16 protein-coding genes and 1 pseudogene are annotated in these 24359 nt (G+C 57.9%); 14 read left to right on the top strand and 3 right to left on the bottom strand.

Features of this window, described 5'->3' with window-relative positions:
* Window position 1 precedes the first annotated feature (1 nt).
* Window positions 2–1024: a GntR family transcriptional regulator gene (locus DX909_RS16910; RefSeq protein WP_128546373.1), complete on the bottom strand. Its 1023-nt coding sequence runs from the start codon at window positions 1022–1024 to the stop codon at window positions 2–4.
* Between the two features lie 395 nt (window positions 1025–1419).
* Here DX909_RS16910 and DX909_RS16905 point away from each other — a divergent pair, with 395 nt between their 5' ends.
* From DX909_RS16905 to DX909_RS16850, 13 genes and pseudogenes are all read left to right on the top strand, one after another.
* Window positions 1420–2445, top strand: a complete 1026-nt coding sequence (locus DX909_RS16905; protein WP_128546372.1) for a Gfo/Idh/MocA family protein — start codon at window positions 1420–1422, stop codon at window positions 2443–2445.
* 5 nt (window positions 2446–2450) lie between these two features.
* A complete protein-coding gene (locus DX909_RS16900; RefSeq protein ID WP_128546371.1) occupies window positions 2451–3917 on the top strand; it encodes a sugar ABC transporter ATP-binding protein in 1467 nt (488 codons plus the stop codon).
* Window positions 3918–4048: 131 nt separating this feature from the next.
* Window positions 4049–4483 carry a hypothetical protein gene (locus DX909_RS16895; protein WP_128546370.1) on the top strand — a complete coding sequence of 145 codons (435 nt, stop codon included), beginning with the start codon at window positions 4049–4051 and terminating at the stop codon, window positions 4481–4483.
* 445 nt (window positions 4484–4928) lie between these two features.
* On the top strand, window positions 4929–5414 hold the full coding sequence (locus DX909_RS16890) for a Riean_0653 family protein (protein ID WP_128546369.1): 486 nt from the start codon (window positions 4929–4931) through the stop codon (window positions 5412–5414).
* 265 nt (window positions 5415–5679) lie between these two features.
* Window positions 5680–6591 carry a hypothetical protein gene (locus tag DX909_RS16885; protein WP_128546368.1) on the top strand — a complete coding sequence of 304 codons (912 nt, stop codon included), beginning with the start codon at window positions 5680–5682 and terminating at the stop codon, window positions 6589–6591.
* Window positions 6592–6638: 47 nt separating this feature from the next.
* Entirely contained in the window at window positions 6639–6950 is a 312-nt protein-coding gene (locus tag DX909_RS16880) for a hypothetical protein (RefSeq protein WP_128546367.1), read from the top strand.
* A gap of 144 nt (window positions 6951–7094) precedes the next feature.
* On the top strand, window positions 7095–7982 hold the full coding sequence (locus tag DX909_RS16875) for a hypothetical protein (protein ID WP_128546366.1): 888 nt from the start codon (window positions 7095–7097) through the stop codon (window positions 7980–7982).
* 60 nt (window positions 7983–8042) lie between these two features.
* A pseudogene (locus DX909_RS30105) lies at window positions 8043–8927 on the top strand (sialate O-acetylesterase); the annotation flags it as partial.
* 78 nt (window positions 8928–9005) lie between these two features.
* Window positions 9006–11534, top strand: coding sequence for an RICIN domain-containing protein (locus tag DX909_RS16870; protein ID WP_229311079.1), 2529 nt, complete (start codon window positions 9006–9008; stop codon window positions 11532–11534).
* Window positions 11535–11667: 133 nt separating this feature from the next.
* Window positions 11668–12312 carry an RNA polymerase sigma factor gene (locus DX909_RS16865; RefSeq protein WP_128546364.1) on the top strand — a complete coding sequence of 215 codons (645 nt, stop codon included), beginning with the start codon at window positions 11668–11670 and terminating at the stop codon, window positions 12310–12312.
* 82 nt (window positions 12313–12394) lie between these two features.
* A complete protein-coding gene (locus DX909_RS16860; protein WP_128546363.1) occupies window positions 12395–13489 on the top strand; it encodes a FecR family protein in 1095 nt (364 codons plus the stop codon).
* Window positions 13490–13522: 33 nt separating this feature from the next.
* The gene (locus DX909_RS16855) at window positions 13523–16975 is read left to right on the top strand and encodes a TonB-dependent receptor (protein ID WP_229311078.1); all 3453 of its coding nucleotides are present in this window, start codon (window positions 13523–13525) and stop codon (window positions 16973–16975) included.
* A 36-nt stretch (window positions 16976–17011) separates the two neighbouring features.
* Window positions 17012–18634 carry a RagB/SusD family nutrient uptake outer membrane protein gene (locus DX909_RS16850; RefSeq protein ID WP_128546362.1) on the top strand — a complete coding sequence of 541 codons (1623 nt, stop codon included), beginning with the start codon at window positions 17012–17014 and terminating at the stop codon, window positions 18632–18634.
* Window positions 18635–18785: 151 nt separating this feature from the next.
* Here the strand turns inward: DX909_RS16850 and DX909_RS16845 are convergent, their stop codons facing one another.
* Window positions 18786–21590, bottom strand: a complete 2805-nt coding sequence (locus DX909_RS16845) for a M14 family metallopeptidase (protein WP_128546361.1) — start codon at window positions 21588–21590, stop codon at window positions 18786–18788.
* A 252-nt stretch (window positions 21591–21842) separates the two neighbouring features.
* On the opposite strand from DX909_RS16845, the gene DX909_RS16840 reads away from it, so the two are divergent.
* Window positions 21843–22373 (top strand): DinB family protein, encoded by a 531-nt coding sequence (locus DX909_RS16840; RefSeq protein WP_229311077.1) that lies wholly within the window; start codon window positions 21843–21845, stop codon window positions 22371–22373.
* Between the two features lie 407 nt (window positions 22374–22780).
* On the opposite strand, the gene DX909_RS16835 is transcribed toward DX909_RS16840, so the two are convergent.
* Entirely contained in the window at window positions 22781–24301 is a 1521-nt protein-coding gene (locus tag DX909_RS16835; protein WP_128546360.1) for an alpha-L-fucosidase, read from the bottom strand.
* Window positions 24302–24359: the final 58 nt, after the last annotated feature.

Raw genomic sequence — 24359 nt, 5'->3', positions numbered from 1 at the left:
CTTATAAAGAATTTCGGAGGAGGAGACCGCCGGGGTTGGCAACCTTCTCCCGCACACGTTCCGTCAAAAACCGCCCGGCCGTCCGACCCATCCCGGCAAAGTCGGTGGAAATCACCGTGATACCGCCCGCCAGAATTTCTTTCATGGGCGTATCGTCATACGAGATCAGCCCGACGTCCTGCCCCAGTTTCCAGCCCTGTCGGTCGATGCGTTTGATGAACTGAACCAGGTCGCGGTCGGCGAACAGCAGGTAGGCTTCGCCGGGCCGGATCAGGTCGTCGTGGTAATTCGGCCGCACCTCGAACGGAAAGTCGCGCTCCCGACAGAACCGCTCCAGCCCGTTCAGAATCCCGGCCGGGACGTATTGAAAATGGTCTTTGGCCTGCACCAGCGTCAGCTTCCGATAGGTCCGGAGCCGGTCCCAGCCGAGCGTGAGGGCCTGGTAGACGTCGTTCTCGAAGTCCTGATACACCGCGCTGTAGTCGCCTTCCAGCCGGGGCAGCGTCTGGTCGATCAGGAGCAGTTTGTCTTTCGGTATCAGCCCGACCACCTCCGAAACATCCTCCTCGAAGTGCGGCATGACGACAAAGGCGTTATACCGCCCGAGGCTGTTGCGGATCAGGCTCTCGAACAGGCTCTTATTGTAATGATGGAAGAAAACACTCAGAGCCGTATCGGGAGGCAGGGCCGATTTCAGCGCATCGTAAAGGGTTTCCTTATAGGCGTTCAGCGTATCGAACAGCACGAACACGTTGAGCGGTACCCGCACGTCGGTAGTCGCCACGAAGAAGCCCTTGCCGTGCCGGGCGTGGAGAATGCCCCGCCGGCGCAGTTCCTCATAGGCTTTGGCCACCGTCACCTTCGCAACGCGCTGATTTTCCGCCAGTTCGTTGATCGAAGGCAGCTGCTGCCCATGTCCGAACACCCCCGACTCGATGGCCGCCGTAACCGCGTCGATCAGCTGCCGGTATTTGGGCTGGCCGGTCGTGGTGTCGATCAGGAGGGGAATGGCGGGAGCGTCCATGCGGAGTTGGGAGGTTTAGGAGTTTGGGGTTTAAGGGTTTGGGAGTTTGTGGGTTCAAGGGGTGAGTTGATAGGGGACGCGTTTGCGCCAGCCGGATGCCCTTTGTCATCCCACTGACCACCCCCCGGCCCCCTCCTTGGTAAGGAGGGGGCCGGGGGGTGGTCCGGCGGCCATTGTTCCCCAGGATGACAATCCGACTTGGAAGCAAAACCCCTTCCCCTAACAACCACTTAGGAGTTTAGCTCCGGGCTTTGCCCTCAACCCCTGAAGGTTGGGGTGCATTTTGTTTTATTTTTTCTCAAACCAGCTATATTTGCTTTTACAATTCCTGATACAGTACAGTAGAGTACAGTAGTGGCAAAGCTAAAGGAATTCGTTTTTATTCCAAAAAGATCATGCAAAAATTAAAGTTCGCGGTGATCGGCACCGGCTTCTGGGCGCAGTATCAGATTCCGGCCTGGCTGGAACTGGAAGGGGTCGAGGTCATGGCACTGTATAACCGGACCCAGGCCAAAGCGGAAGAACTGGGCCGCCGGTACGGCGTAACGAACGTCTACGACGATGTGGACCGGCTCCTGGAACGCCATGCCGACGAACTGGATTTTGTAGACATCATCACCGACGTCGATACCCACCCGATCTTTACGGCGAAAGCCGCCCTGCGGGGGCTGGACGTCATCTGCCAGAAACCGATGGGGCCGAATCTGGAGGCTTCGCGGCAGATGGTCGAAACCTGCCGGCAGGCCGGGGTACGGTTTTATGTACACGAGAACTTCCGCTGGCAGACCCCGCTGCGCCGGCTGAAAGCCGTGCTGGATTCGGGTGAACTCGGTACGCCGTTCAAGGCCCGCGTCAGTTTCTGCTCGGCTTTCCCGGTTTTTGAAAACCAGCCGTTTCTGGCCGAACTCGACCGGTTTATCCTGACCGACATCGGCTCGCACGTACTGGACGTCTGCCGGTTCCTGTTCGGAGAAGCCGAATCGCTCTACTGTCAGACGAGCCGTGTCAATCCGGCTATTCGGGGGGAGGACGTCGCTAATGTGCTGATGCGGATGCGGAGCGGGCTAAGCTGCTACGCCGAAATGTCGTATGCGTCGCTGCTGGAGAGAGAAGCGTTTCCGCAGACGCTGGTGCAGGTGGAAGCCTCGGCCGGCTCGGTGGTGCTGACACACGATTTCCAGCTTCGGGTCACGACGCGCCGGGGCACCACCATCCTCGACGCAACCCCGCCGGCGTACCCCTGGGCCGACCCGGCCTACGCGCTCGTTCACGCTTCCATCGTGGCCTGCAACCGGAACCTGCTACAGGACCTTCAGGGCAGCGGCACCGCCGAAACGACGGGCGACGACAATTTTGAAACTATCCGGCTGGTGTATGCCGCCTATGACTCGGCGGCCCGCAACACACTCATCCCCCTCTGATCACCATGCTCCAGCTCGACGGCATCAGCAAGCAGTTTCCGGGCGTCCGGGCGCTCCAGGGCGTTTCCTTCGACATCCGGCCCGGGGAGGTCCATGCGCTCTGCGGGGAGAACGGCGCCGGAAAAAGCACGCTGATGAACATCCTGACGGGCAACCTGACCCCGGATGAAGGCCGGCTGCTGCTGCGCGGGGAGGAGATCCGGCTCAACGGCCCGGCCGACGCCACCCGGCGGGGGATTGCCATTGTCTACCAGCAGCTTAGCCTCGTCGACAGCCTTTCGATAGCGGAGAATATATTCGTAAACCGCCAGCCCCGCAACCGCTGGGGCCTGATCCGGTACGGTGCCCTGCACGAAGCCGCCCGCAGCCTGCTGCGGCAACTGGGACTGGACGATCTGCACCCGGAAACGCCGGTCGGGGAGCTGTCGGCGGGCCGGAAGCAGCTGGTCGAGATTGCCAAGGCGGTATCCCAGCAGCCGGATTTTCTGCTGCTCGACGAACCCACGGCCTCGCTGACGGAGCCGGAAACCCGAACCCTGTTCGGGCTGATCCGGCAGTTCAGGGCGGAAGGCAAAGCCGTCGTCTACATCTCCCACCGCCTGAACGAAATCTTCGCCGTGGCTGATCGGGTATCGGTGTTGAAGGACGGTACTTACCAGGGCACGCTGACGGTTTCGGAAACCGGCCCGGCCGAACTGATCCGCCGAATGGTCGGGCGGGAGGTGGTGCTGGAACGGACACCTTCAGCGGCCACGGAGGAGGTGGTTCTGGCGGTGAACGGCCTTTCCGGCCCGGGGTTTTCCGACATCGGTTTCGATCTCCATAGGGGCGAAATCCTTGGGCTGGCGGGACTGGTCGGGGCCGGTCGCACGGAGATCGCCCGGGCGCTGTTCGGGGCCAATGCCGTGGAAGCCGGGACGGTGACGCTCCGGGGGAGGCCCATCCGCATCGGGCATTCGGCCGAGGCCGTGGCTGCGGGGATCGGCTACCTGCCGGAGGAACGCAAGCCGCTGGGCCTCTTTGCCGAGCAGTCGGTGACGGAGAACATCGTGACGGCCCGCCCTCCGACCAACGGTCCGGGCTGGTTCGACGGCCGGAAAAGCGCCGGGATTGCCAACGACTACCGGCAGCAACTGCAAATCCGGACGCCTTCCGTTCGGGAGCGGGTGGGCAACCTGAGCGGAGGCAATCAGCAGAAGGTGCTGCTGGCCCGCTGGCTGCTGACGGACCCCGACGTGCTGATCGTGGACGAACCCACCCACGGCGTCGATGTCGGCGCCAAGTCGGAGATTTACGCCCTGCTCCGCCGGCTGACCGAACAGGGCAAAGCCATCCTTCTCATTTCCAGCGAGCTGCCCGAGCTCCTGGCCCTGTCCGATCGCATCCTCGTGATCAGCGACGGCGGTCTGGCCGGCGAACTGCCGGGTGCCACGGCCACCGAGGAGCAGATCATGGCCCTGGCGACGGGGTGAGGCTTGACATCCCGGCTTATTCCGCTTATGGCCAATACCTTCTGAAAACTCAGGCAAAAACGGAAGGTCAATATTTTTGCATATACAAATAAATTCTATTATTTGCCCTTCTTTTCGACCACAGGCTATAGATGAAAACGAAGGCGCTTGTTATTCTCTGGCTGCTGAACGGCTGCCTGTATTCCTGCAGGGAAACGCCGACGACGACTCCGGTCAGGCCGGAGGAAATGATTCTGGGAAAATGGCAGCGGATCGCAACTAAAATGCAGGAACCGGGGACCGGAAAATGGGTCTGGATCGAGGAACGGGGGTCTGATTCCGGGGTGCTCGAATTTGTTAAACCAGACAGTGTTTACCGCTACGATCCTGGAAAGAGGGCCAAACCTACGGACTGTCGCCGGGCCGGTCGGTTTCACGTGAGCAACTCCCAGATTGAGTTCAGTTTCTATTGCCCCGGCGACTTTGCCCCCTTTGGCCCGGGCCTGCTCCCTTTCTCTGTCGATGCGGGTGAATTATCTATCGAAGACTATGACGGCTCGGTAAGTCAATATAAGCGAATCCCCTGATTATTCAGTGAAAGTAACCACTTCAATTCCGTTCGATCTAAGGCCGGTTTGCACGTACCTATGAAGTCGCTTTGTTATTCCAGGTATTTAGTACTGCTGTTCACCGACCCCAACCTAATCTGCCCCCTCTCTATTCCTTTTAGGGCAAAGTGAGTAGGAACTTATTGCTTAAAGAACAGTAGGTGGTTAAAAACAGCCGAGATTTCGACGATGGCATCGTGTATGAGGTCCCTTAGAGTGTACTGACCAATGGTTACCAGTAAATGACAATCATCAATCTCTTGTAAACGCAGCTAAAAGAAGAGTTCACTTGGTTGACCATTCAATAAATAGCCCTTGTATTTTCATTCGGTGTGCTCCTTTTTTTGGTGCGGTCTATTTTTTCTTACCTCCCTAAAAATCAGCGTACCTGAGTCATGCATGTTCACTGTCAATCCGGAAACTGATGAAACGATTCCTGCTGGTTGCCCTGATTGTGTCCCTCCTGGTGACCTGTAAGTCGCCCGACCCGGCCCCCTGCAACACCTGTGACCGCTTCCATTGCCAGGTTAACGGCGAGCGATTCGCCCCCAGCGGCCCCTGGAAGTCCAATCCGCTGAATGCCTACACCATGGACTCAATGAAAACCTTAATTATTGATGCTCGAAATGGTAGTAAATATATAGGCTTAGGAATTAAACTGCCCCATGCACTTAAAGTTGGAACTTACAGGCTCAACTCAACCAACGAAGGAAGTGCTATCTATTTGGAAAAGGGAAAGAGATACAAGACAGATACAATCCATACCGGCATCATTCAGATCAGTGATTTACTGATCGAAGGAAAAAGGATTATTCGAGGTACTTTTTCCTTTTCGGCCATCGACAGCCTGAGCCGGGAGGAAGTTCAGGTGAAAGACGGATTCTTTCAGGTTTTCCTGAAGGATTATTAGGACTGTTATAGCTTCCCTCTACTGCTTTAGCCCAAAACGACCGCTCTCGACTCGCCAGCAGGGCGTCTGCTTTCCTGAATAACCAGACTGCCGTCCAGGGCACCTATGATAATCTCATTTAACTTGTTCCCTCCCACCTCAAATTAATAACCTATTGTAAATCAGAGTAATAATTGAGTAACAAAGTTTAACAAATCTAAGTTAAATTCTTGCATATACACATAAACCTTTTCATTTTTGAACATCCTTACGACCGATTCAGCCTATGAAATCCCTTTCTTACTCTACATTTTTCCTGCTGCTATTCTCACTGGCCCTTAGTTGCAAGAAAGATCAGAACCCGGATCCGGGCGAAAAACTCTTCACAGACCCTACTCACTTGCCTTTGCCTCCCCAAGGCTGCAAAATTGTGAAGATTTCCTATAAAGAGCCTTCTGCTGGACGCACCAAAGAACAGATTTGGGAACCTGAAACCATTACCTTGGAAGATGGTAAGAATGTTAATGTGAGCATAGTTTATAAAGGAGTATACACGTACGACTCCAATTCTAGAATAAAAACCTTCAAAGAATATGACATAGAAAACTATGTCAATAGCTGTCGTTACGTTTATACCACAGATTATGCTATTTGTATAAAAGAAGATATAATCAAAGGCATCGGGCAATCCGTTAGAGTGGATACCATTCAACTGAATGAAAAGGGCCTGCGAACACGCTTTAAAGGCTTGGGAAAGAGTTATTATATATATAATGACCAGGACCAATTGGTTGATGACGACCAAAAATGCCCCGGTGCGAGTCACACGTATGAAAATGGCAATCTCGTTCAACGTATTCTTTATCAGTATTGTGACCAACTCGGTAATGGCCAATGGCACTTCTATGATCGCCAGATTAATCATTATTTCTACCATCCCACCCGCCCCGACTTGCCAACCCTTTTTCAGATGGATGGAAACTCAAACCGGAACCTGCCGGTAAAAGAGCTTTGGGAAACGCAGCATTCGGAATATCCACGAGGATATGTCTATCAGAAAATCTACACCTATCTCTATGACCAACACGGTCAGGTCCGCCGGCGTATTGTGCATGGGAAGTCATTAGTGCCCGGCTGGCTGATCGAAGACAATCTGCATGGAGTTGGTGTTTATGACTATGAGTACGATTGCCCTTAATTATTTCTGCTTTTAACTTGTTTGTACATAATTAACAATGTTTTTACATGCTCAGAAAGTTACTTGTTATTCTGTTAAGCTGGAGTGCTGTGGAGAGCGCTCAGGCTCAGAAACTCACCGTCAGCCTGCCCATCGAGGGTGCCGTCTATCAGCAGAATGCCCAACACCAGGGCAAGATCATCATCCGGGGTGACTTCAACTCCCGCTCTTTTCTCACCGGTGGGGTGTACCTGCTTTCTGCATCCCTTCAGAAGCTTGACCTGACCACAGGAAGCCCCACTAATGACAGTCCCATCTCCATTTCCCTCACCCAGCGCAAAACCACCTTCAGCGGGGAACGCACTCTCAATGAGGGTTGAGGCTGTTTCTACAACAGGCATTTGTGCAACCACTTGTAAAACAAAGGCTTATTTCAGTTACACCTCATGATATTTATCAGCCATATACTTGCACATACACATAAAGCATTTCATCTTTGAGCACCGTTAAGTTAGATTCACCTCATGAAACTCCTGCCACATTCTACCTTTCTATTGATATTGTTCTCGGTAGCCATCAGCTGCCACAAAACCGAAGTTGAACCTCTCTTTACCGACCCTACAAATCTACCTCAACCTCCTCATGGATGTCGGATTGTGAAAACTATATATAAAGTGATGAATAATTCTAAAAAACAATTGCCAGATGCAGAGACAATTTCAATTGAAAATGGCCCTCGAGTCAGAATAGGAACTGGAGTTACTACTACTTATTCTTATGACGACTTAGGAAGACTTTTAGAAGAAAAAAATAGTCAATTCATCATTAAATATTCATATCGCTTAAACAAGATCTTCATACAAAGGATGTGGTTTGACACAAATAAAGCCAATAACATGATGGCGGATCAAGTAAAAGAATACAATTTGAATAACTGGGGTAAAATCATAGCAGATAGTACCTCAAAGGAAACTTATGATGCTCTTGGAAATATTATTCAGATAACAAACGCAACCTCTACATCCTTTTATGATTACAACATCGGCAATTTAATACAATATACTTTAGATTTCAGATCAGGATCCGAAAAAGATATACCGACTACATTAACACGTCGTGGTGCGTTAATTATCTCATATTCTTATCTGCCTAATCGTCCAAATCTTCCTCAAATCAAATCCTTCGAAAGTAGCCATAGTAAAAATTTACTTTTAAAAAAAGTAATAGAAGCAAAAGAAAGCGGAGAATGGGGAGAAGGTAAACTATATCAGATAAATTATAGCTATTTATATGATAAACAAGGTCGGGTTAAACGCCAAATCAAGTATGGGTATTCATTAAGTCCCTTATGGTTAACCGAAGAGGATCCAAGCGGAATTAGTGTTACAGATTACGAATATGAATGTCCCTAACCTCGCAATAGTCTTGAATATCTCTTGTCATAATTTTAAACAATCACAGCAAGCCTGAATATGCAAAAAATTGTATGCTTTTTTTTTATTTCATTTTTTATTCAATCGTCCGTTTTGTTTGCACAAACTCTGAACGTCAGTGTACCTTTCGATGGGACGGTTTATCAACAGGACGGCAACGGTCGCGGGCGAATCACCATCCTGGGCACTTTCAACTCAAAGACTTTCCTGAGCGGAGGATATGTGGTGCAGGCCTTCTTCCAGCGCTTAGACCTGACCACCGGCAATCCGACCGGTGAGCAGCCTCTCATCTTTCAGGTGATTCAGGGCAAAACCGACTTCTCGATTCCGGCTGACTTACCCAAAGGCTGGTATGAACTTACGGTCCGGGCGGTACGCAAACCCACCTTTGGTAGTGCGAAAACCTATGAACAGAAACGGAAAGTCGGAGTAGGGGAAGTATTTATTATCGCAGGTCAGTCGAATGCGCAGGGCATAAGCGGTCGGGTGGCTCCTAACACCACCTTTATGGATGCGGTTCGGGTGTCTCCGGCCGTCATCCCTGAAGCCGAATTGGGAACAAGTAATCCCACTCGGCTGCCTGACAAGTATAAGAAGATTCAAAACTTAGTGCCGACCACTACTGACCAATTCCGAACCGGAATCGGGCCAACAGGGAATTCGTATTGGTACTGGGCTTCAGTCGGTGCCAAAGTTGCCCAGGCTTGTCAGGCACCCGTCGCTTTTTTTAATGCCGCCTATGGCGGGACAACCGTTACCCAACGGGTAACATCCACCGACCAAAATGCCCGATCAGCAAGTTTCGATTTGAATGGAGATAACCGTTATCCTGCCGGTTCTCCCTATCATTTTTTTGCAAATGTATTGAGAAATTATGCTTCAACATATGGAGTCAGAGCAGTCCTTTGGATGCAGGGAGAAACCGACAACGTTGCGCTGAGGGAAGGTAGCACAGGGTTAACGAGATGGGGTGACAAGGATTTGGTTAACGAAAATGGCAAGGTGATTCCAGCTCTTTTCGGGAATAGTTTCAGCCAGGAAAAGCGCTACGTCCGCAACGCCAGCGAGTACGCTCAGAAATTGCAATATGTTATCCAGCAATCCCGCAACGATCTCAAGCGGACGGTTCCCTGGGTCGTCGCTCGTACTTCTTACGAAAGTAATCAGGTTTCCTCGATCGTCATCGACGGTCAAAACCTGACCTTGGGATCAGGCTTACCTTTTGTGCATAGCGGTCCGTCTACCGACGGCATTACCGACCGGGAAGACGGCACCCACTTTAACCTAACCGGCCTGACCAAAGCCGCCGATGGCTGGACATCCAGTATCTTAGCCTTGTGTCAGAATCCCAACGGCGGCCGGGTCACCGTGCAGGACTTAGGGACGGAAGCCCAAAGCATCAGCATAAGTGCTGACGGCTCAACGGTCTCTGCTCCGGCCGGCACCTCGTACTCCTGGGTGCGGGATGATGGAACCACCACCGATCTGGATGCCGCCCTGTGTTTTGATCAAACCATCGGCAGCAACTGCACCGGGCGGTACAGAGCCGTCGTTAAAAATGGGGATGGTAACCTCATTCTTTCCCAGGCCGTCGACTTCCCCTACACCATCGTCGACGATACCGGCTCCGGCACTACCTCCTCCGCCCCCCTCGCCAACGGCTGCTACACCATCCGCGCCAAGCACTCGGGCAAGCTGCTGCAGGTGGCCGACAACAACAACGGCACCCGCATCCGCCAGCAGGACGCCAACGGCTCCCCTAACCAGATTTTCCGGCTCGAAGCCATCGATAATCATTCTGCGTATCGTATCATTGCTACGCCAAACAATAAAATCTGGGATGCCGCCGGCGCTTCCACCAACCTGGGGACACCCATCCATCAATACGACTGGAACGGCTCGGCCCAGCAGAAGTGGCGCATCGAACCTTACGGCGACGGTACCTATAAACTGATTCCCTCCTATGCTTCCGGCATGGCCGTCGACGTCGAGGGGGTCAGCTTAGACAATGGGGCCGGCATCTTCCTCTGGAGCCAGCACGGCAACGACAACCAGCGGTTTGCCTTCCAGTCTACCGGCTGCCCCGGCACCTTTACCCCCACCAACCCGACCAACCCTCCCGGCGGAGCCTACGAAGGCTTTCTGGACGGGGCCGACTGCAACAACCTCTGGGGCTGGGTCTGGGATCGCAACCAGCCCAACACGCCCCTGACGCTCGAACTGCTCGCCAACGGCACGGTCGTAGGAGCCTTTTCGGCCGCTGAATACCGCGCCGATCTGGTCGGTGCCGGGAAAGGCGACGGCCGGCACGGTTTCAACTACGCCCCGCCGGCCGCGATCAAAAACGGCCAGTCGCAATCGCTCACCGTGCGGGTGCAGGGCAGCAGTTACGCCCTGACCGGCAGCCCGAAAACCGTCACCTGTGCCGGCAGCGGCACCACCCCTCCCCCCTCCCCGCCCCCGACCGGCGGGAACCTGTCAGGCTGCTACCGCATCCGCTCGGTGCAGACCGGCAAGGTGATGGAAGCCTTGGGCAACCAGACCGTCGAACAGCGTGAGGCCGGCGGCAGCAATGCCCAGACCTGGCGGGCGGAGGCTGTGGGCAGTCAGTACCGCTTTGTGACCCAGAACGGCAGCGGGCAGGTCATGAGCGTCAACGGCTGGGGCTTCGGGGAACCCCTGCGGCTGAGTGCCCCCACCGGCGACAGTCGGCAACACTGGACCCTGCAGGACAACGGCAGCGGAGCCTGGCGCGTCAGTGGCGGCACCGGAGTGACCTGGGACCTGCGCGGCTTCGGAGCCGAACCGGCCCTGCAGCTGTGGGGCACAACGGCCGAGGGCTTCCAGAACCACCGGCTGTTCCGCTTCGAGTCGGTGGGCTGTCCGGGCGGCACGACCCCACCGCCGACCACGCCGACGGGCAGCAACCCGGCCGGGCCGTATGAAGGGCACCTCGACGTGGCCGATTGCCGCAACATCGGCGGCTGGGTCTACAGCCAGAGCAGCCCCAACACGGCCCTGAGCATCGACGTGCTGGCCAACGGCAATGTGGTCGGCAGTCTGACGGCCGCCAACTACCGCCAGGACCTGCAGAATGCGGGCAAGGGCGACGGCCGGCACGGCTTCAACTTCCCGACGCCGTCGGCGATCAAAAACGGGTCCTCACAGGCGATCAGCGTGCGGGTGACGGGTCAGGGCTTTACGCTGACGGGTAGCCCTAAAACCATCTCCTGCCCCAGCGGCAGCCGGAAAGCGGCCGAAGCGGAAACGGCCGGGGAACTGATCCTGCTGGTGTATCCCAACCCAAGCGACGGGCCGTTTCAGGTGCAGTTTTATGCTCCTTCCGATACGCCGAGCCGCCTGGAAGTGCTGGACCTGACGGGTCGGCGCCTTCTGCTGCGGGAGGTCCGGGGCACCGACCGGATGCAGGAGGAAACGATGACGCTGCCCACCGGCGTGCGGGGCGAAGTACTGATTCGGCTTCTGCAGGGGAAGAAGCAGGTTACCAAAAAAGTACTGCTGCAACCCTGAGTTTCGGTTTCGTTCCCTGCGAAGCGGAGACGGCCCCCCGGCCGTCTCCGCTTCGTTTTGGCACCGATCAGTAAATCACTCCGGGCCTCTTCTTTTAGGGGTACGTTCGGCCACACGAAACCCGATCCCGTTCATGATCAGCAACCGTCTGCAACCCCTCATCCTGCCGCCTGTCGAACCGGAGTCGGAGCCCGCCGACCATCCGAGCCAGGAGCAGGTCTTGTGGCAGGCGTTCCGGCTCGGCGACCGGAAAGCCTTTGCGGCCCTGCTCGATCAGTATTACGCCCTTCTGCTCCGGTATGGTCTCCGGCTCTGCCCTGACCGGGACCTGGTCAAAGACTGCCTGCACGACCTGTTCGTCGACCTCTGGAACCAGCGCGAACGGCTCGACGCGGTCCGGTCGATCCGGGCCTACCTGCTGATTTCCTTCCGGCGGAAGCTGTTGAAGGAAACCCGCAAACACCGCCGGTTCGAGTCGACCGAAGCGATGGGTGACGAATACGCCTTCGACGTCCAGTTTGCGGTGGAAACCGGCCTGATTCAGGAGGAGATGCAGCAGGAGAACCAGTTAAAACTGCGCCACCTGCTCGAACAGCTGACCAAACGCCAGCGCGAGGCCCTCTATCTCCGGTTTTATCAGGAACTGGACTATGACGATATCGCCCGGATGATGTCCATCCAGTACCACTCGGCCGTCAACCTGGTCTACGAATCCCTGCGGCTCCTCCGCAAAAACTGGTTCCTGACCCTACTGCTGGTGTTTTTCGCCCGTCATTAAAATTTTCTTCCATTTTTTTCAGGACGAATCGGATCCGTCCGGCTCTTTATAGTCGGAAACCGGGAAATTCCGGGATTTGTCCGTGAAAGATTATACGCGATTCCTACCCGAAGACTTTGCCCAGGACCCCTACTTCCGCCGGTGGGTGCTGGGAGAACTGCCCCCGACGGATACGTTCTGGATTACGTGGCAGGTTCGCCATCCGGAGCAGGACGAGATCATCGAGCAGGCCCGCATTCTGGTCTGGGCGCTGCAGGTGGAAGACCCGGCCGCCGATTCTGAAGAGGTCCGGCAGGGCATCGACCAGATTCTGGACGACACGCAAAGCCGATCCGTCCTCCCTTTTTACCGCCGACCGGCCGGGTTCCAAAAGGCCTTTCGCGGCCCGGCCATCCGGTGGGCGGCCTCGGTTCTGATGGTGCTGGGTCTCGGCTACGGCGCCTACACGACCCTCGAACGAACGACGGCCCCGACCCGGCCCGCCGAAGCCCGGACGACCCCGATGACCGACCCGGCGACGGGCGCCAACGGCCTGACGGAGCGGGTTCGGCTCAGCGACGGGTCGAAAGTGACGCTGACGCCGGGAAGCCGCCTGCGGGTTAGCCCTGATTTCGGAAAAACCGAACGGACCGTCTACCTGACGGGCGAAGCCTTCTTCGAGGTGACCCGCAACCCCGCCAAACCCTTTCTGGTATATACCGGGAACGTCGTGACGAAGGTGCTCGGCACGAGCTTCCGGGTCAGGGCCTACGAAGGCGATTCGCACGTGTCGGTGGCAGTCCGGACCGGGAGGGTGATGGTCGCCAAGGCAAAACCCGGCCGGCCGGCTTCCTCCGACGCGATGGTGCTGCTGCCCAACCAGCAGGCCCTGTATTCCAAAGCCGACGAACACCTAATCAAAACGCTGGTGGAAAACCCCGTGATGCTCATCACGACGACCGAGACGAATCCCTTTGAATTCCGGGAGGCCCCGCTTCCCCAGGTGCTCAGCACTCTGGAGCAGATTTACGGCGTGAAGATGATCTACGACGCGAAGGTCGTGGCGGAATGCAACCTGACGGCCCAGATGGGCAACGAACCGCTTTTCGAAAAACTGAACCTGATCTGCGAGATGATCCAGGCCCGCTACGAAGTCGTCGACGGGCAGGTGGTTCTGTACAGCAACGGATGCAAATAACCAACCCTTTCCAATAAACCATTACCAACTTCTATGAAACAATCCTTACCGACGAACGCATGGCTGCGGACCGTTTCCCGGATTTCGCTTCAGCTCCTGCTGATGATCGGCAGCCTGAGTATGGCCTACGCGACGGTGACGCGGGCCCAGGACCTGCTGGAACGGAAAATCACCCTTCAGGTGGAAGCAAAATCACTCAAAACGGTTCTCTCTCTGATTGAAAATGAAGCCGACATCCGGTTCATGTATAGCCCCAAAGCCATCGGGGCCGAGCGCCGTACTTCCGTGAACGTTGAGAGCCAGCCGCTGCAGGTGGTGCTGGAAAACGTGTTGAAACCGCTGTCGATCACCTACCGGGTCACCGGCGGGCGTATTCTCCTGAGCCGGCAGGCCGGTAACCAGAGTCTGGCACCCGCCCTGCCGACGGTTCCGGCCGATGCGATGGCCGCCCGGGCCGACCAGCCCGTTGCGGGCCGCGTCACAGATGAGAAAGGCGAAGGGCTGCCGGGGGTGAGCATCGTCGTGAAAGGCACCACCCGCGGCACCACCACCGACAATGAAGGCCGATACCGGCTCACGGTGCCGGACAACAACGCCGTGCTGATCGTGAGCTTCGTGGGCTACCTGCGGCAGGAAATACCGGTCGGCAGCCAGTCGACGATCGACATCAAACTTCAGGTGGACGATAAAAGTCTGGAGGAAGTGGTCGTGGTCGGCTACGGGGTGCAGAAGAAGGTAAACCTGACGGGGGCGGTTTCGACCGTCGATTCCAAAGTCATCGAGAATCGGCCGTCGAGCAATCTCTCCAGCGCCCTGCAGGGGGTGACGCCGGGGCTGATCATCAACCGGACGAACGGCCAGCCGGGCCGTGAAAACATCACCATCCAGATTCGCGGGGTCAGTTCGGCCAACGGCAACGTGAACCCGCTGGTTGTCCTCGACGGGGTGAGCGTTCCAATCAGCACCATGCAGACGCTGAACCCGAACGACGTCGAGAACATCAGCGTCCTGAAGGATGCGGCCGCGGCCGCCATCTACGGTGCGCAGGCCGCCGGGGGCGTCATTCTGATCACCACCAAGAAAGGCAAATCCGGTAAGGTGACCTTCGACTACCTCGCCCAGCAGGGTGTCGACTGGTCGATCAACGTGCCGGGCCGGATGTCGCTGCTCGAAGAAGCCGAGTTCTCCAACCTCGCCCGGAAAAACTCGGGCAGCGGCCCGGAATATACCGAGGAGGACCTGAAGCGCATCCGCGACGGCGTTCCCTACGTGGTCAACCCGCTCGACACGGCCACCTACCTTTATTACAACCAGAAGTCGCTGACGGACGTCCTGCTGCGGAAATACACCTCCATGCAGACCCACAACCTGACGGCCCGGGGCGGTACGGACAAGCTGAACTTCCTGATCTCGGCCGGGTATTACAACAAACAGGGCGTGTTCAAGGTGGGGCCGGACAACTACAAACGCTATAACCTGCGCGTCAACCTCGGCTCGCAGCTGACCAAACACCTCTCGCTCGACAGCCGCCTGTCGTACACCAACGAACGGACGAAAAGCTCGTCGGTCGACGCCAACGGGGGCGGTCTGCTCTACCAGGTCTATCGCCTGCGCACCCGGACGCCCTTTTTCACCCCAGAGGGCCGCTACAACGGCGCGGGTTCGGCCGCCACGGCCTACGGAGCCCTCGAAGCCGGCGGGTATAACAACTACAACCAGAATTTTTTCGACGGCGTCTTTACCATGACGCTCGGCAACTTCGTGAAGGGTCTGCAACTGCGGGCCGTGGCCGGAACGCAATACCGCCTGGGCGACCGGGAGGTGTTCTTCCGGACCGTACCGCTCTGGGGTAAATCGAAGGTTCTGAGTTATCTGAACCAGGTCAACTCCTACCAGATCACCGACGAACTGACCAAAAACACGAACCTGCAATTCCTGGCGAACTACGACTTCAAGCTTGGCGACAAGCATAATTTCGGCCTGTTTGCCGGGTATCAGTGGGAGGATTTCCGCTTCGACCAGGTGTTCTCTTCGGCCAGCAACCTCGTCAGCAACGACCTGCCGACGCTCAACCTCGGCGACGACCGCACCAAGGCCAACCTTCAGACGATCCGGACGTATGCCTATCAGTCGGTCTTCGGGCGGTTCAACTACAATTATGATGACAAATACCTGATCGAGGCCACCCTGCGGTCCGACGAAAGCTCCCGGCTGGCGCCCGGTCTGCGCAGAAAAATCTTCCCCTCGGCCTCCATCGGCTGGAACGTCCACCGCGAGCCGTGGTTCGGTGACAAGCTGCCCTTCTTCTCCGAACTCAAGCTGCGCGGATCGTGGGGCCGTCTGGGCGGGGCGCTCGGCGACGCCATCGGCTATTACGATTACCTCAGCCAGCTGAGCCGGAACAACAACCTCGTGCTGGGCGATACGCGCACCTCTTATATCTTCCAGGGCTCGATTCCGTCGGCCAGCCTGTCGTGGGAAACCATCGAAACCACCAACGGCGGGATTGACCTCGGCTTCTTCCAGAATCGACTCCAGTTCAGTGGCGATTATTACGTCAAGTATAACCGGAACATGCTCACCCCGCAGCAGTTACCGGCCACGATCGGGATCGGCACCCCGCGCCGGAACAACGGCGAGCTGAAGTCGTGGGGCTGGGAAACCGAACTGCGGTTCCGCGACCGCATCGGCAAGGAGTTCAACTACTCGCTCTCCATCAACTTCTCCGACAACCAGAACAAGCTGCTCAGCTTCTCGGGGCGCAAGGTGATCTCGGCCGGTACGAACAACCTCATCGAAGGCTACCCGATCAATACCATCTGGGGTTACCAGACGACGGGCTATTTCGCAACGGCCGATGAGGTAAAGAACTGGGCCTTCCAGGATAACCGTACCGGCCCGGGCGACGTCAAATACATCGACCGCAACGCCGACGGCCGCCTGACGGTCGGGAAAGGCAGCTCGGAAGACTACGGCGACCTGGTGCTGCTCGGCAGTACCCAGCCCCGCTATCTGTTCGGCGTGACGCTGGGAGCGCAGTGGAGAGGGTTCGACTTCTCGGCCTTCTTCCAGGGCGTCGGCAAGCGGAATTATCGCCCCAACACGGAAGCCATCGCCCCGCTGCTGGTGACCTGGAAACAGGCGCTGGCGATCCACCGCGACTACTGGACGCCCGAAAATACGGATGCGCTGTATCCCCGGCCCTACGTCGGCGGCACGCACAACTACCAGTCGTCGGACAAGTGGGTACTGAACGCCAGCTATATGCGTCTGAAGAACATCCAGATCGGCTACACGCTGCCCTCGACCTTTACCCAGCGGATCAAGGTGGCCCGGGCGCGGTTCTTCTTCTCCGGCCAGGATCTGTTCACCATCAGCGGGCTGGGCGCCTTTCAGGGCTATTTCGATCCCGAGCAGCGCGACGGCGTCGAGAACGATTACCCGTTCTTCGCCACCGCATCGATCGGCCTGAATATCTCATTCTAACCGTCCTGACCCGATTTATTACCCGAAAAAAGACTTATGAAACTTACCATCAAACATACATTTCTGGCATTCGCCCTGCTGGCCGGTACCTCGGCCTGCGAGGTCGACCGTCTGCCCGAGACGAGCATCAGCGACGCCACGTTCTGGAACTCCGAGTCCGACCTTAAAACCGCGTCGAATTACCTGTACACGTTCCTGCCGGCCTTTAACTCGGACGACAACTGGTCGGATGACGCCTACGGGCTGGCGGCCAACAACATCAGCGACGGCTCGCGGCTGGCCCCGGCCACGGCGACCAACGACTACAACACCCCGTACAACCTGATCCGGACGGCCAACAACATTCTGGAAAAAGGACCGCGGGCCATTCCGGTGGCCGGGGCGACCGTGGTCGACCGCTACCTGGCCGAAGCCCGCTTCTTCCGCGCCTGGGGGTATTTCACGCTGGTGCAGCGCTACGGCAGCGTGCCGCTGATCCTGAAAACGCTCGACGAAAACGCACCCGAACTGACGGCCCCGGCCGCCACCCGCGACCAGATCGTCGACCAGATTTACCAGGATCTCGACTTTGCCGCCCAGAAGCTGCCGACGCCGACCGCCCTCGGCAATGCCGACTACGGACGCATTTCGAACACGGGCGCGCTGGCCTTCAAGGCCCGGGTGGCGCTGTTCGAAGGGACGCGGGCCAAGTTTCACAAGTACGGCGACCCGAACAAGCACCTGACGCTGGCCGTGGCCGCGGCCAAAGCCGTCATCGACAGCAAGCAGCACGACCTGTACGGCAGCTATTTCGACCTGTTCCAGTATGCGGGGGAAGGTCGTCAGAACCGGGAGAACATCATCGTGAAGCAATACGGCGTCTCGACCACCGAACGCGTCCTGACCCACGCCTACTACCGGGGAACGCTGGAAAACGGCAACATGAACCCGACCAAGAGCCTGGCCGATTCGTACCTGATGAAAGACGGGCTGCCTATTACGAAGTCGCCCCTGTATAAAAAACCGGCCACGTCGACCGAGGTCTTCAAAGACCGCGACACCCGCATGAGCGACACCTTCATGAAACGGGGCGACCCGATGATGACCACGAAGCCGATCTTCGACATTGCTCCGCTGGTCTTCAACAAAACCGGCTTCATGTTCCGCAAATTCGCCAACATCGACGACTGGAACACGCAGGCGTCACTCATCGACCGGCCCCTTCTGCGGTATGCCGAGGTGTTGCTCACCTACGCGGAAGCGCAGTATGAACTCACCGGCAGCATCACCGACGCCGACCTCGACCTGACCCTCAATCGGCTGCGGCAGCGGGGCGGGGTGGCCAAACTGAGCAACGCCTTTGTGACGGCCAACGGCCTGAACATGCAGGAGGAAATCCGGCGCGAACGCCGGGTGGAACTGGCGCAGGAAGGCTTCCGCTACTGGGACATCGTCCGGTGGAAGATTGCCGAAACCGAACTGCCCAAGCCGGTGCTGGGGAATTTCTTCTTCAGGGATGAATTCGGCACGACGGTGGCCGTCAACCTGACGCCCGACAACTTCATTCTGGTGCAGCCCGCCAGCTTCCGCAAGTTCGACCCGGCCCGGGATTACCTCTGGCCCCTGCCGATCAACGAACTGGCCCTGAATCCGGCCCTGAAGCAGAATCCGGGCTGGTAAACCACCCCCCCCGGCCCCCTCCTTGATAAGGAGGGGGTATTTTTTTGCATCCGAACGGGTCTTGTCACCTGACGGACGAGTGATAACAAAAAAAGCCCCTCCTTGGTAAGGAGGGGTTGGGGTGGTTTTTCGCTTCGGATCGGGGGTGGTCCTACTTCCCGCCCCCGTACAACTGATTGAACAACAGCTTGAACGTGCCCTGCGCCTGCGCCCGGAAGGTAATCTCCGGCCCGAAGGCGTAGAGCTTTCCGGCGCCGACCGGGGCCATGAAGGCCGCCACCCCATCCTGCAGGTAAGCCTGCCCCCAGGCCCAGCCGCTGCGGAGGGGTTTGGCGGTCGAGAACCACGCGAGCGGTTTCACCGCGCCTTTCGCCACCGCATCCGGAGCCAGTTTGAACACCGGGCTGGCGTCGAAATAGACGTCGCTCTGCGAAGCCATGCCCCAGGTGGCCTGCTGGGTCGAATCGAGCGACACCCGCAGGACGCTTCCCGGAATATAGTATTTCTCCGCCGGCAGCGGCCGCTCCTGCCCGCCGGTGGTCATTTCGGTCAGGGCGTTCTTCACCGGCAGGTTCAGGTGGTAAGCCAGGTTGGTGCTCGTGCCGATGGTCACCACGGTGCCGCCCGCTTCCAGAAAGGCTTTCAGCTGCGGAACGGATTTTTCGGCGGTGATTTTTCCGAGCCAGGGGCGGTATTCGGCCGGGAGTTCCTCGGCCTTGGGTTCGCGGCTTGCAAAGCCGTATTCGTTGTCACGGCCCGCGTTCGGTCCGACGGCCGGGATGGCCCGCGTCACGAACACGATCACGTCGAACTTCTTCCGCAGATCGCCCGCATCGATGTCCTGCGCATAAATGACCTGCATCGGAAAGTGGTATTGCTCCATCAGCCAGCGCACCCAGCCCGACGGCATCGAACCCCCATAGGTATCCCAGAGCGCGATCCGCTGGGGAGCCACCTTCACCAGATTCCCGGCCGGACGCCGGGCGACCCCTTCGGCCACGATGCCCAGTTCTCTGGCGGCTTTGTCCAGAACGGTTTTCGCCCGCGACGAGGAAGGCACGAAAAAGGCGCCCGACTCCACGGAAGTATTCCCCGGCAGACCGGCCGGCAGGCGATAGACCTCCGCCCCGGCTTTCAGCAGGTCGTTGACGACGAGGAACGAGTTGTTGACCTTCGCACTCAGCACATACCCGCCGGACGAGGACCCGACGCGCCCCTGCGGATTCAGCAGTTCGCCGTAGGGCAGCTTTTTGAACGGGCCGTCGAAGGCGTCGAGAACGCGGTCGAACTGCACGCCCATCTGGTAGGCCAGCGTCCAGCCGGCGGCATCGTAGGGCCGGATCGGCGGGCCGCCCGGATACTGGAAGTCGTTGGGGTGGTCCTGCGGCTCGAACATATCCAGCACGTGCGGGCGGAAGGCCTGATTGGTTTTCACGACGTACGACCCGGCCGGGTAGTTCTTTCCGCCCACCGTGAACTCCGCCGTGGCTTCCTGAACCTGAATCCCGGTTTTGATCAGCGCGTTGAGGAATTTGACGGCCGTCGGGAAGTCCGGCTGGTCGGACGGGATGATGAACCCGCGCGGGTCGCGGAGGGCCGGCGCCCGCAGCACCGAATCGTAATATTTGGCCGGAATCCCGTTCCCGCGCGACGACCAGCCCAGGGGATCGGCAGCGGCCGTGCCGCCGGCGTTTCCGGACGGACTGTTCTTTCTCAGGTCGGCCTGATACGCCTGATTGATCGCATCGACGCGCTTCGGCGAGAGCGTCCAGTAGTCGGCGCTGCCGCGTTCGATGGAGTTTTTGCCCATGCGGTAGATGTTGAACAGCAGTTGGTCGCGGTGCCGCGCGGCATAGTCGAGCGTGGCGTAGTTGAGCGAAAGCGAATAATCGATGGACTGCTTGAAGTGCCACTTCTGGGGCGTCACCGGGAAGGGCGTCGCGCCGTTGGGAATCAGGCGCTGCGGCACCAGCGGCACGGTTTCGGGCGTCGGGTTGCCGATGATCTCCGTCAGCAGGCCGATCATGTTGTGAAAGTGGGTCGTCGTGCGCAGACCGCCGTTGTACCAGGTGGAGAAGCTGGAGCCGTTAAGCCGCGTGAAACCGGGTTTGTTCTCGGCGTTCAGGCGGTTGACCATGGCGGCCCCGAGAGCGTCGATGCCCGTCACCATCAGCGGGTCGAAGACGTAGTTGAACGGGTCGCGGTAGGGCGGTCCGGCCAGCACCGACCCGGCCGGGCCGCGCTGGTGGTGGTTATACATGATCTGCGGAATCCATTCGATGAACAGCTGCCGGCCGATGTTCTGCGACTCCTTCATGTTCATGATGAAGAAATCCCGGTTGTTGTCATGGCCGACGTATTTCTGATACAGCCGCGGCAGGTTCTCCTGCGAGCGTTTCTCGGGTTTGGTTTCGCGCATGTACCAGTTGGCAACCAGTTCCTGCCCGTCGGGGTTGGCGTGGGTCAGCAGCACGACCACCTGGTCGAGGATGCGCATCGTCTCGGGGTCCTTGCGGCTGGTGAGCTGCCAGGCGGTTTCGATGAGCTGCATGGTGCCGACGGTTTCGGTCGAGTGCAGCCCGCCGTCGATCCAGACCACGGCTTTGCCCTCGGCCGCCAGCGCCCGGGCCTGCTCGTCGGTCAGGTCTTCGGCCCGGGCCAGCCGCTGCGAAATCTCCTTGTAACGGTCCAGCTTTTTCAGGTTCTCCGGCGACGACACGATGAGCATGTACTGATGCCGTCCCTCTTCGGTCAGGCCGATGTCGACAAGCTTCACGCGGTCGGAAGCCGCCAGTTTTTTAAAGTACGCTTCGGTCTGGGTGTAAGTGGCCAGCTGGTAGTCGTCGCCGATGTTGAAGCCGAAATGCTCCTTCGGGGAAGGCAGCGTCTGGGCGCGGGCCACGGCGATGCCCAGCACCAGCAGGGCGGTCAGCAAACGGTAAAATTTAGATGTCATAAACAGGATGAAGTTTGGGTCAACAGGTCCGGAATATGGCCGGCGGTGTTTTTCTCCAAATAACTTATTTTATTTTTTACTTTGGGAAACGTATAAAACAAAATTTTAAGAATTACGAAAAAAGTACTATTATTTATTGAGAGGAGTAAAAAGAAAAACCTTCCGGAACGCTCACTTTTTAAGTATGAAATGACCGGTCCGGCCCATGGAAATGTATGGCAAATTCGATAAATTACGTTCTCTTCCTGAGCAATGGTTGTAGCGTTTATGTCCTGTTCCGCCCAATCCCTGAAATTTGCCAGTTCCGATATTCTCACGCAGCTGGCCGCCGTTGTCGGTCAGTTGACCGGCGCGGAATATGCCCGCCCGCTGGCGGTTCTGTCCGGAAACACCATCGGCAAGCACGTTCGTCACATTCTTGAATTTTATGAATTATTGTTGGGAAGTACGCAGACGGGCTGCCTGAACTACGACCGCCGGGTGCGCGACCTTCGGCTGGAAGTCGATCCCGACGAAGTCCTGCGTCGCATCGGGGCCATCGACCGGGCCGTTCAGCGCCTGGACCTGAACCAGCCGCTGCAACTGGAAGCCGACCTGTCGGTCAGCGGGGCGGAGACGGTCCGGATTCCTTCCTCGTTCGCCCGCGAGCTGCACCACAACATCGAACACGCCATTCACCACATGGCCCTCATCCGGATCGCCGTCCTGAGCAGTTGCCCGGCCATCGGGCTGCCCACTCATTTCGGCGTTGCCTACTCCACCCTGCAGCATCATCATCGGTAGCGGCTATCCGTTCGGCCCCGAAACGACCAGCCAGGCATAACGTTCCGGCTCGATCTCCACGGTGACCTCCGCTTCGTAGGCCCAGTTCAGCCGGTAGGACTTCGGTTAGCCCTTGCCCACGCGGATGAGCGCGGTGTCGACCGTCGCCCCGCCGTGTTAATCAAGCAGCGCTAAGCCCCCTTCAGGGTCCGCCGGTGCGGTTATGGGGTAAAAGCCGCCCGAGCCCGGAGATCCCTCCTGCGTCGGGATGACAAAAGCGCTTCAGGTTAACTTATCATACCGAGCTACAAGGGGCGCCGACTACCCCCCGGCCCCCTCCTTACCAAGGAGGGGGAGAGGGCGCTGCCTCTTTTTATGCCTGCGAAGCCACCCCCTCCTGGAACAGGAGGGGGCCGGGGGGTGGTCTTTTATTTCGCCAGCCGATAAATCCCCAGTGCCGTCAACACCGGGTTCAGCCGGGCCGACTCGATGCGGAGCCGGATGCGGTCGGTGGTGACCGGGTTGAAGCGCAGCAGCCGCTTGTAACCAATGGTCGTGCCTTCGGCGGCTTTCTTCCAGGCGTCGTTTGCCCAATATTCCAATACGAACTTCTCCACCCGCTGCCCGGACGCGATGTCTTCCTGCAAAGCCAGCACATCGAAAGTCTGCGAACCTTTGAGGGCCAATTCAATGGTGCCGGTCGTTTCGGTGCCGTTGGTGGTCCAGTGGGAAGGACCGCCGTCGGGCAGACCGGCAGCCCCCCGGCCGCTGTCATGGCGAACCGAGGCTCCTTTGGCGAGATTGGTCCGGAAGGTGTCGTCGATCAGGCGCTTCCAGCCTTTCAGGGCGGCCACGTCGGCTTCGTGGATCAGCCCCCGCCGGTCGGGCGGAACGTTCAGCAGCAGCACCCCGTTGCGACCGACCGAGCTGAAGTAGATGTCGAGCAGTTTTTCGGGCGTTTTGACCTGGTTATCTTCCTTCGAATGGTAGAACCAGCCCGGACGGATGGAAACATCGGTTTCGGCGGGATACCAGACCAGGGCTTTGGCGGTGCGGATCTTCTCCCGGCTGCCGAGGTCGTCGCCCATCATGTCGCCCTGCGGTTTGAAGGCCAGATCTTTCTGGGAACGTTCAGCGATGCCTTCCGGCTGCATGTGGTTGGCCGGCACCACGCTCCATTCGGTTTCGCGCCCGTAGCCGCTTTCCGTCCCGACCCAGCGCACATCCGGCCCCATCACGGCAATGGTGGCTTCCGGCTGAAGCTTCCGGATCAGCTCATACCAGCGGTCGAAGTCGTAGACCTGCTTTTTGCCGTTCGGCCCCTCGCCGTTGGCCCCGTCGAACCAGACCTCGTCCACCTTTCCGTATTGAGTGAGCAGTTCGGTCAGCTGGTTGACGAAATAGTCGTTGTAGGCATCGGTGCCGTAGAGTTTCGAGTTGCGGTCCCATGGCGAGAGGTAGACCCCGAAACCGATGCCCTGCTCGCGGCAGGCGTCGGCCACCTCCCGGACGACATCGCCCTTTCCGCCCTTCCAGGGGCTGTTTTTAACGGAATGCCCGGTGTATTTACTGGGCCAGAGGCAGAAACCGTCGTGGTGTTTGGCCGTCAGGATCACCTGCCGGATGCCGCCTTCCTTAGCCGCCCGGACCCACTGCCGCGCATCGAGCTGCGTCGGGTTGAAAATCTTCGGGTCTTCGGTGCCGTCGCCCCACTCGCGGTCGGTGAAGGTGTTGACGCCGAAATGAAAAAAGCCGGTTACCTCCAGCTGCTGCCAGCGCAGTTGGCGGGCGGAGGGCCGGAGGGTGGCGGCATTTCGGACAATGTCGGCTTCGGAAGTACCCGGAGGAATCAGAACGAAGTTGGCGTCGGCCGGCTTTTTCTGGGCCTGAACCGACAGCCCCAGAGTCAGGAAAAGGAGGGTGAGCAGACGGGAGTTGAGCGTGAGCATACGATAAAAACCATGAGATACGGCCTTCCGGTGCTTTTTACGGCACCGGAAGGCCGAT

The sequence above is a fragment of the Larkinella soli genome (assembly GCF_003703975.1).
Classification (GTDB): domain Bacteria; phylum Bacteroidota; class Bacteroidia; order Cytophagales; family Spirosomataceae; genus Larkinella; species Larkinella soli.
Note: the sequence above shows the minus strand (reverse complement) of the source record. Positions and strands in the feature narration are given on the sequence as shown.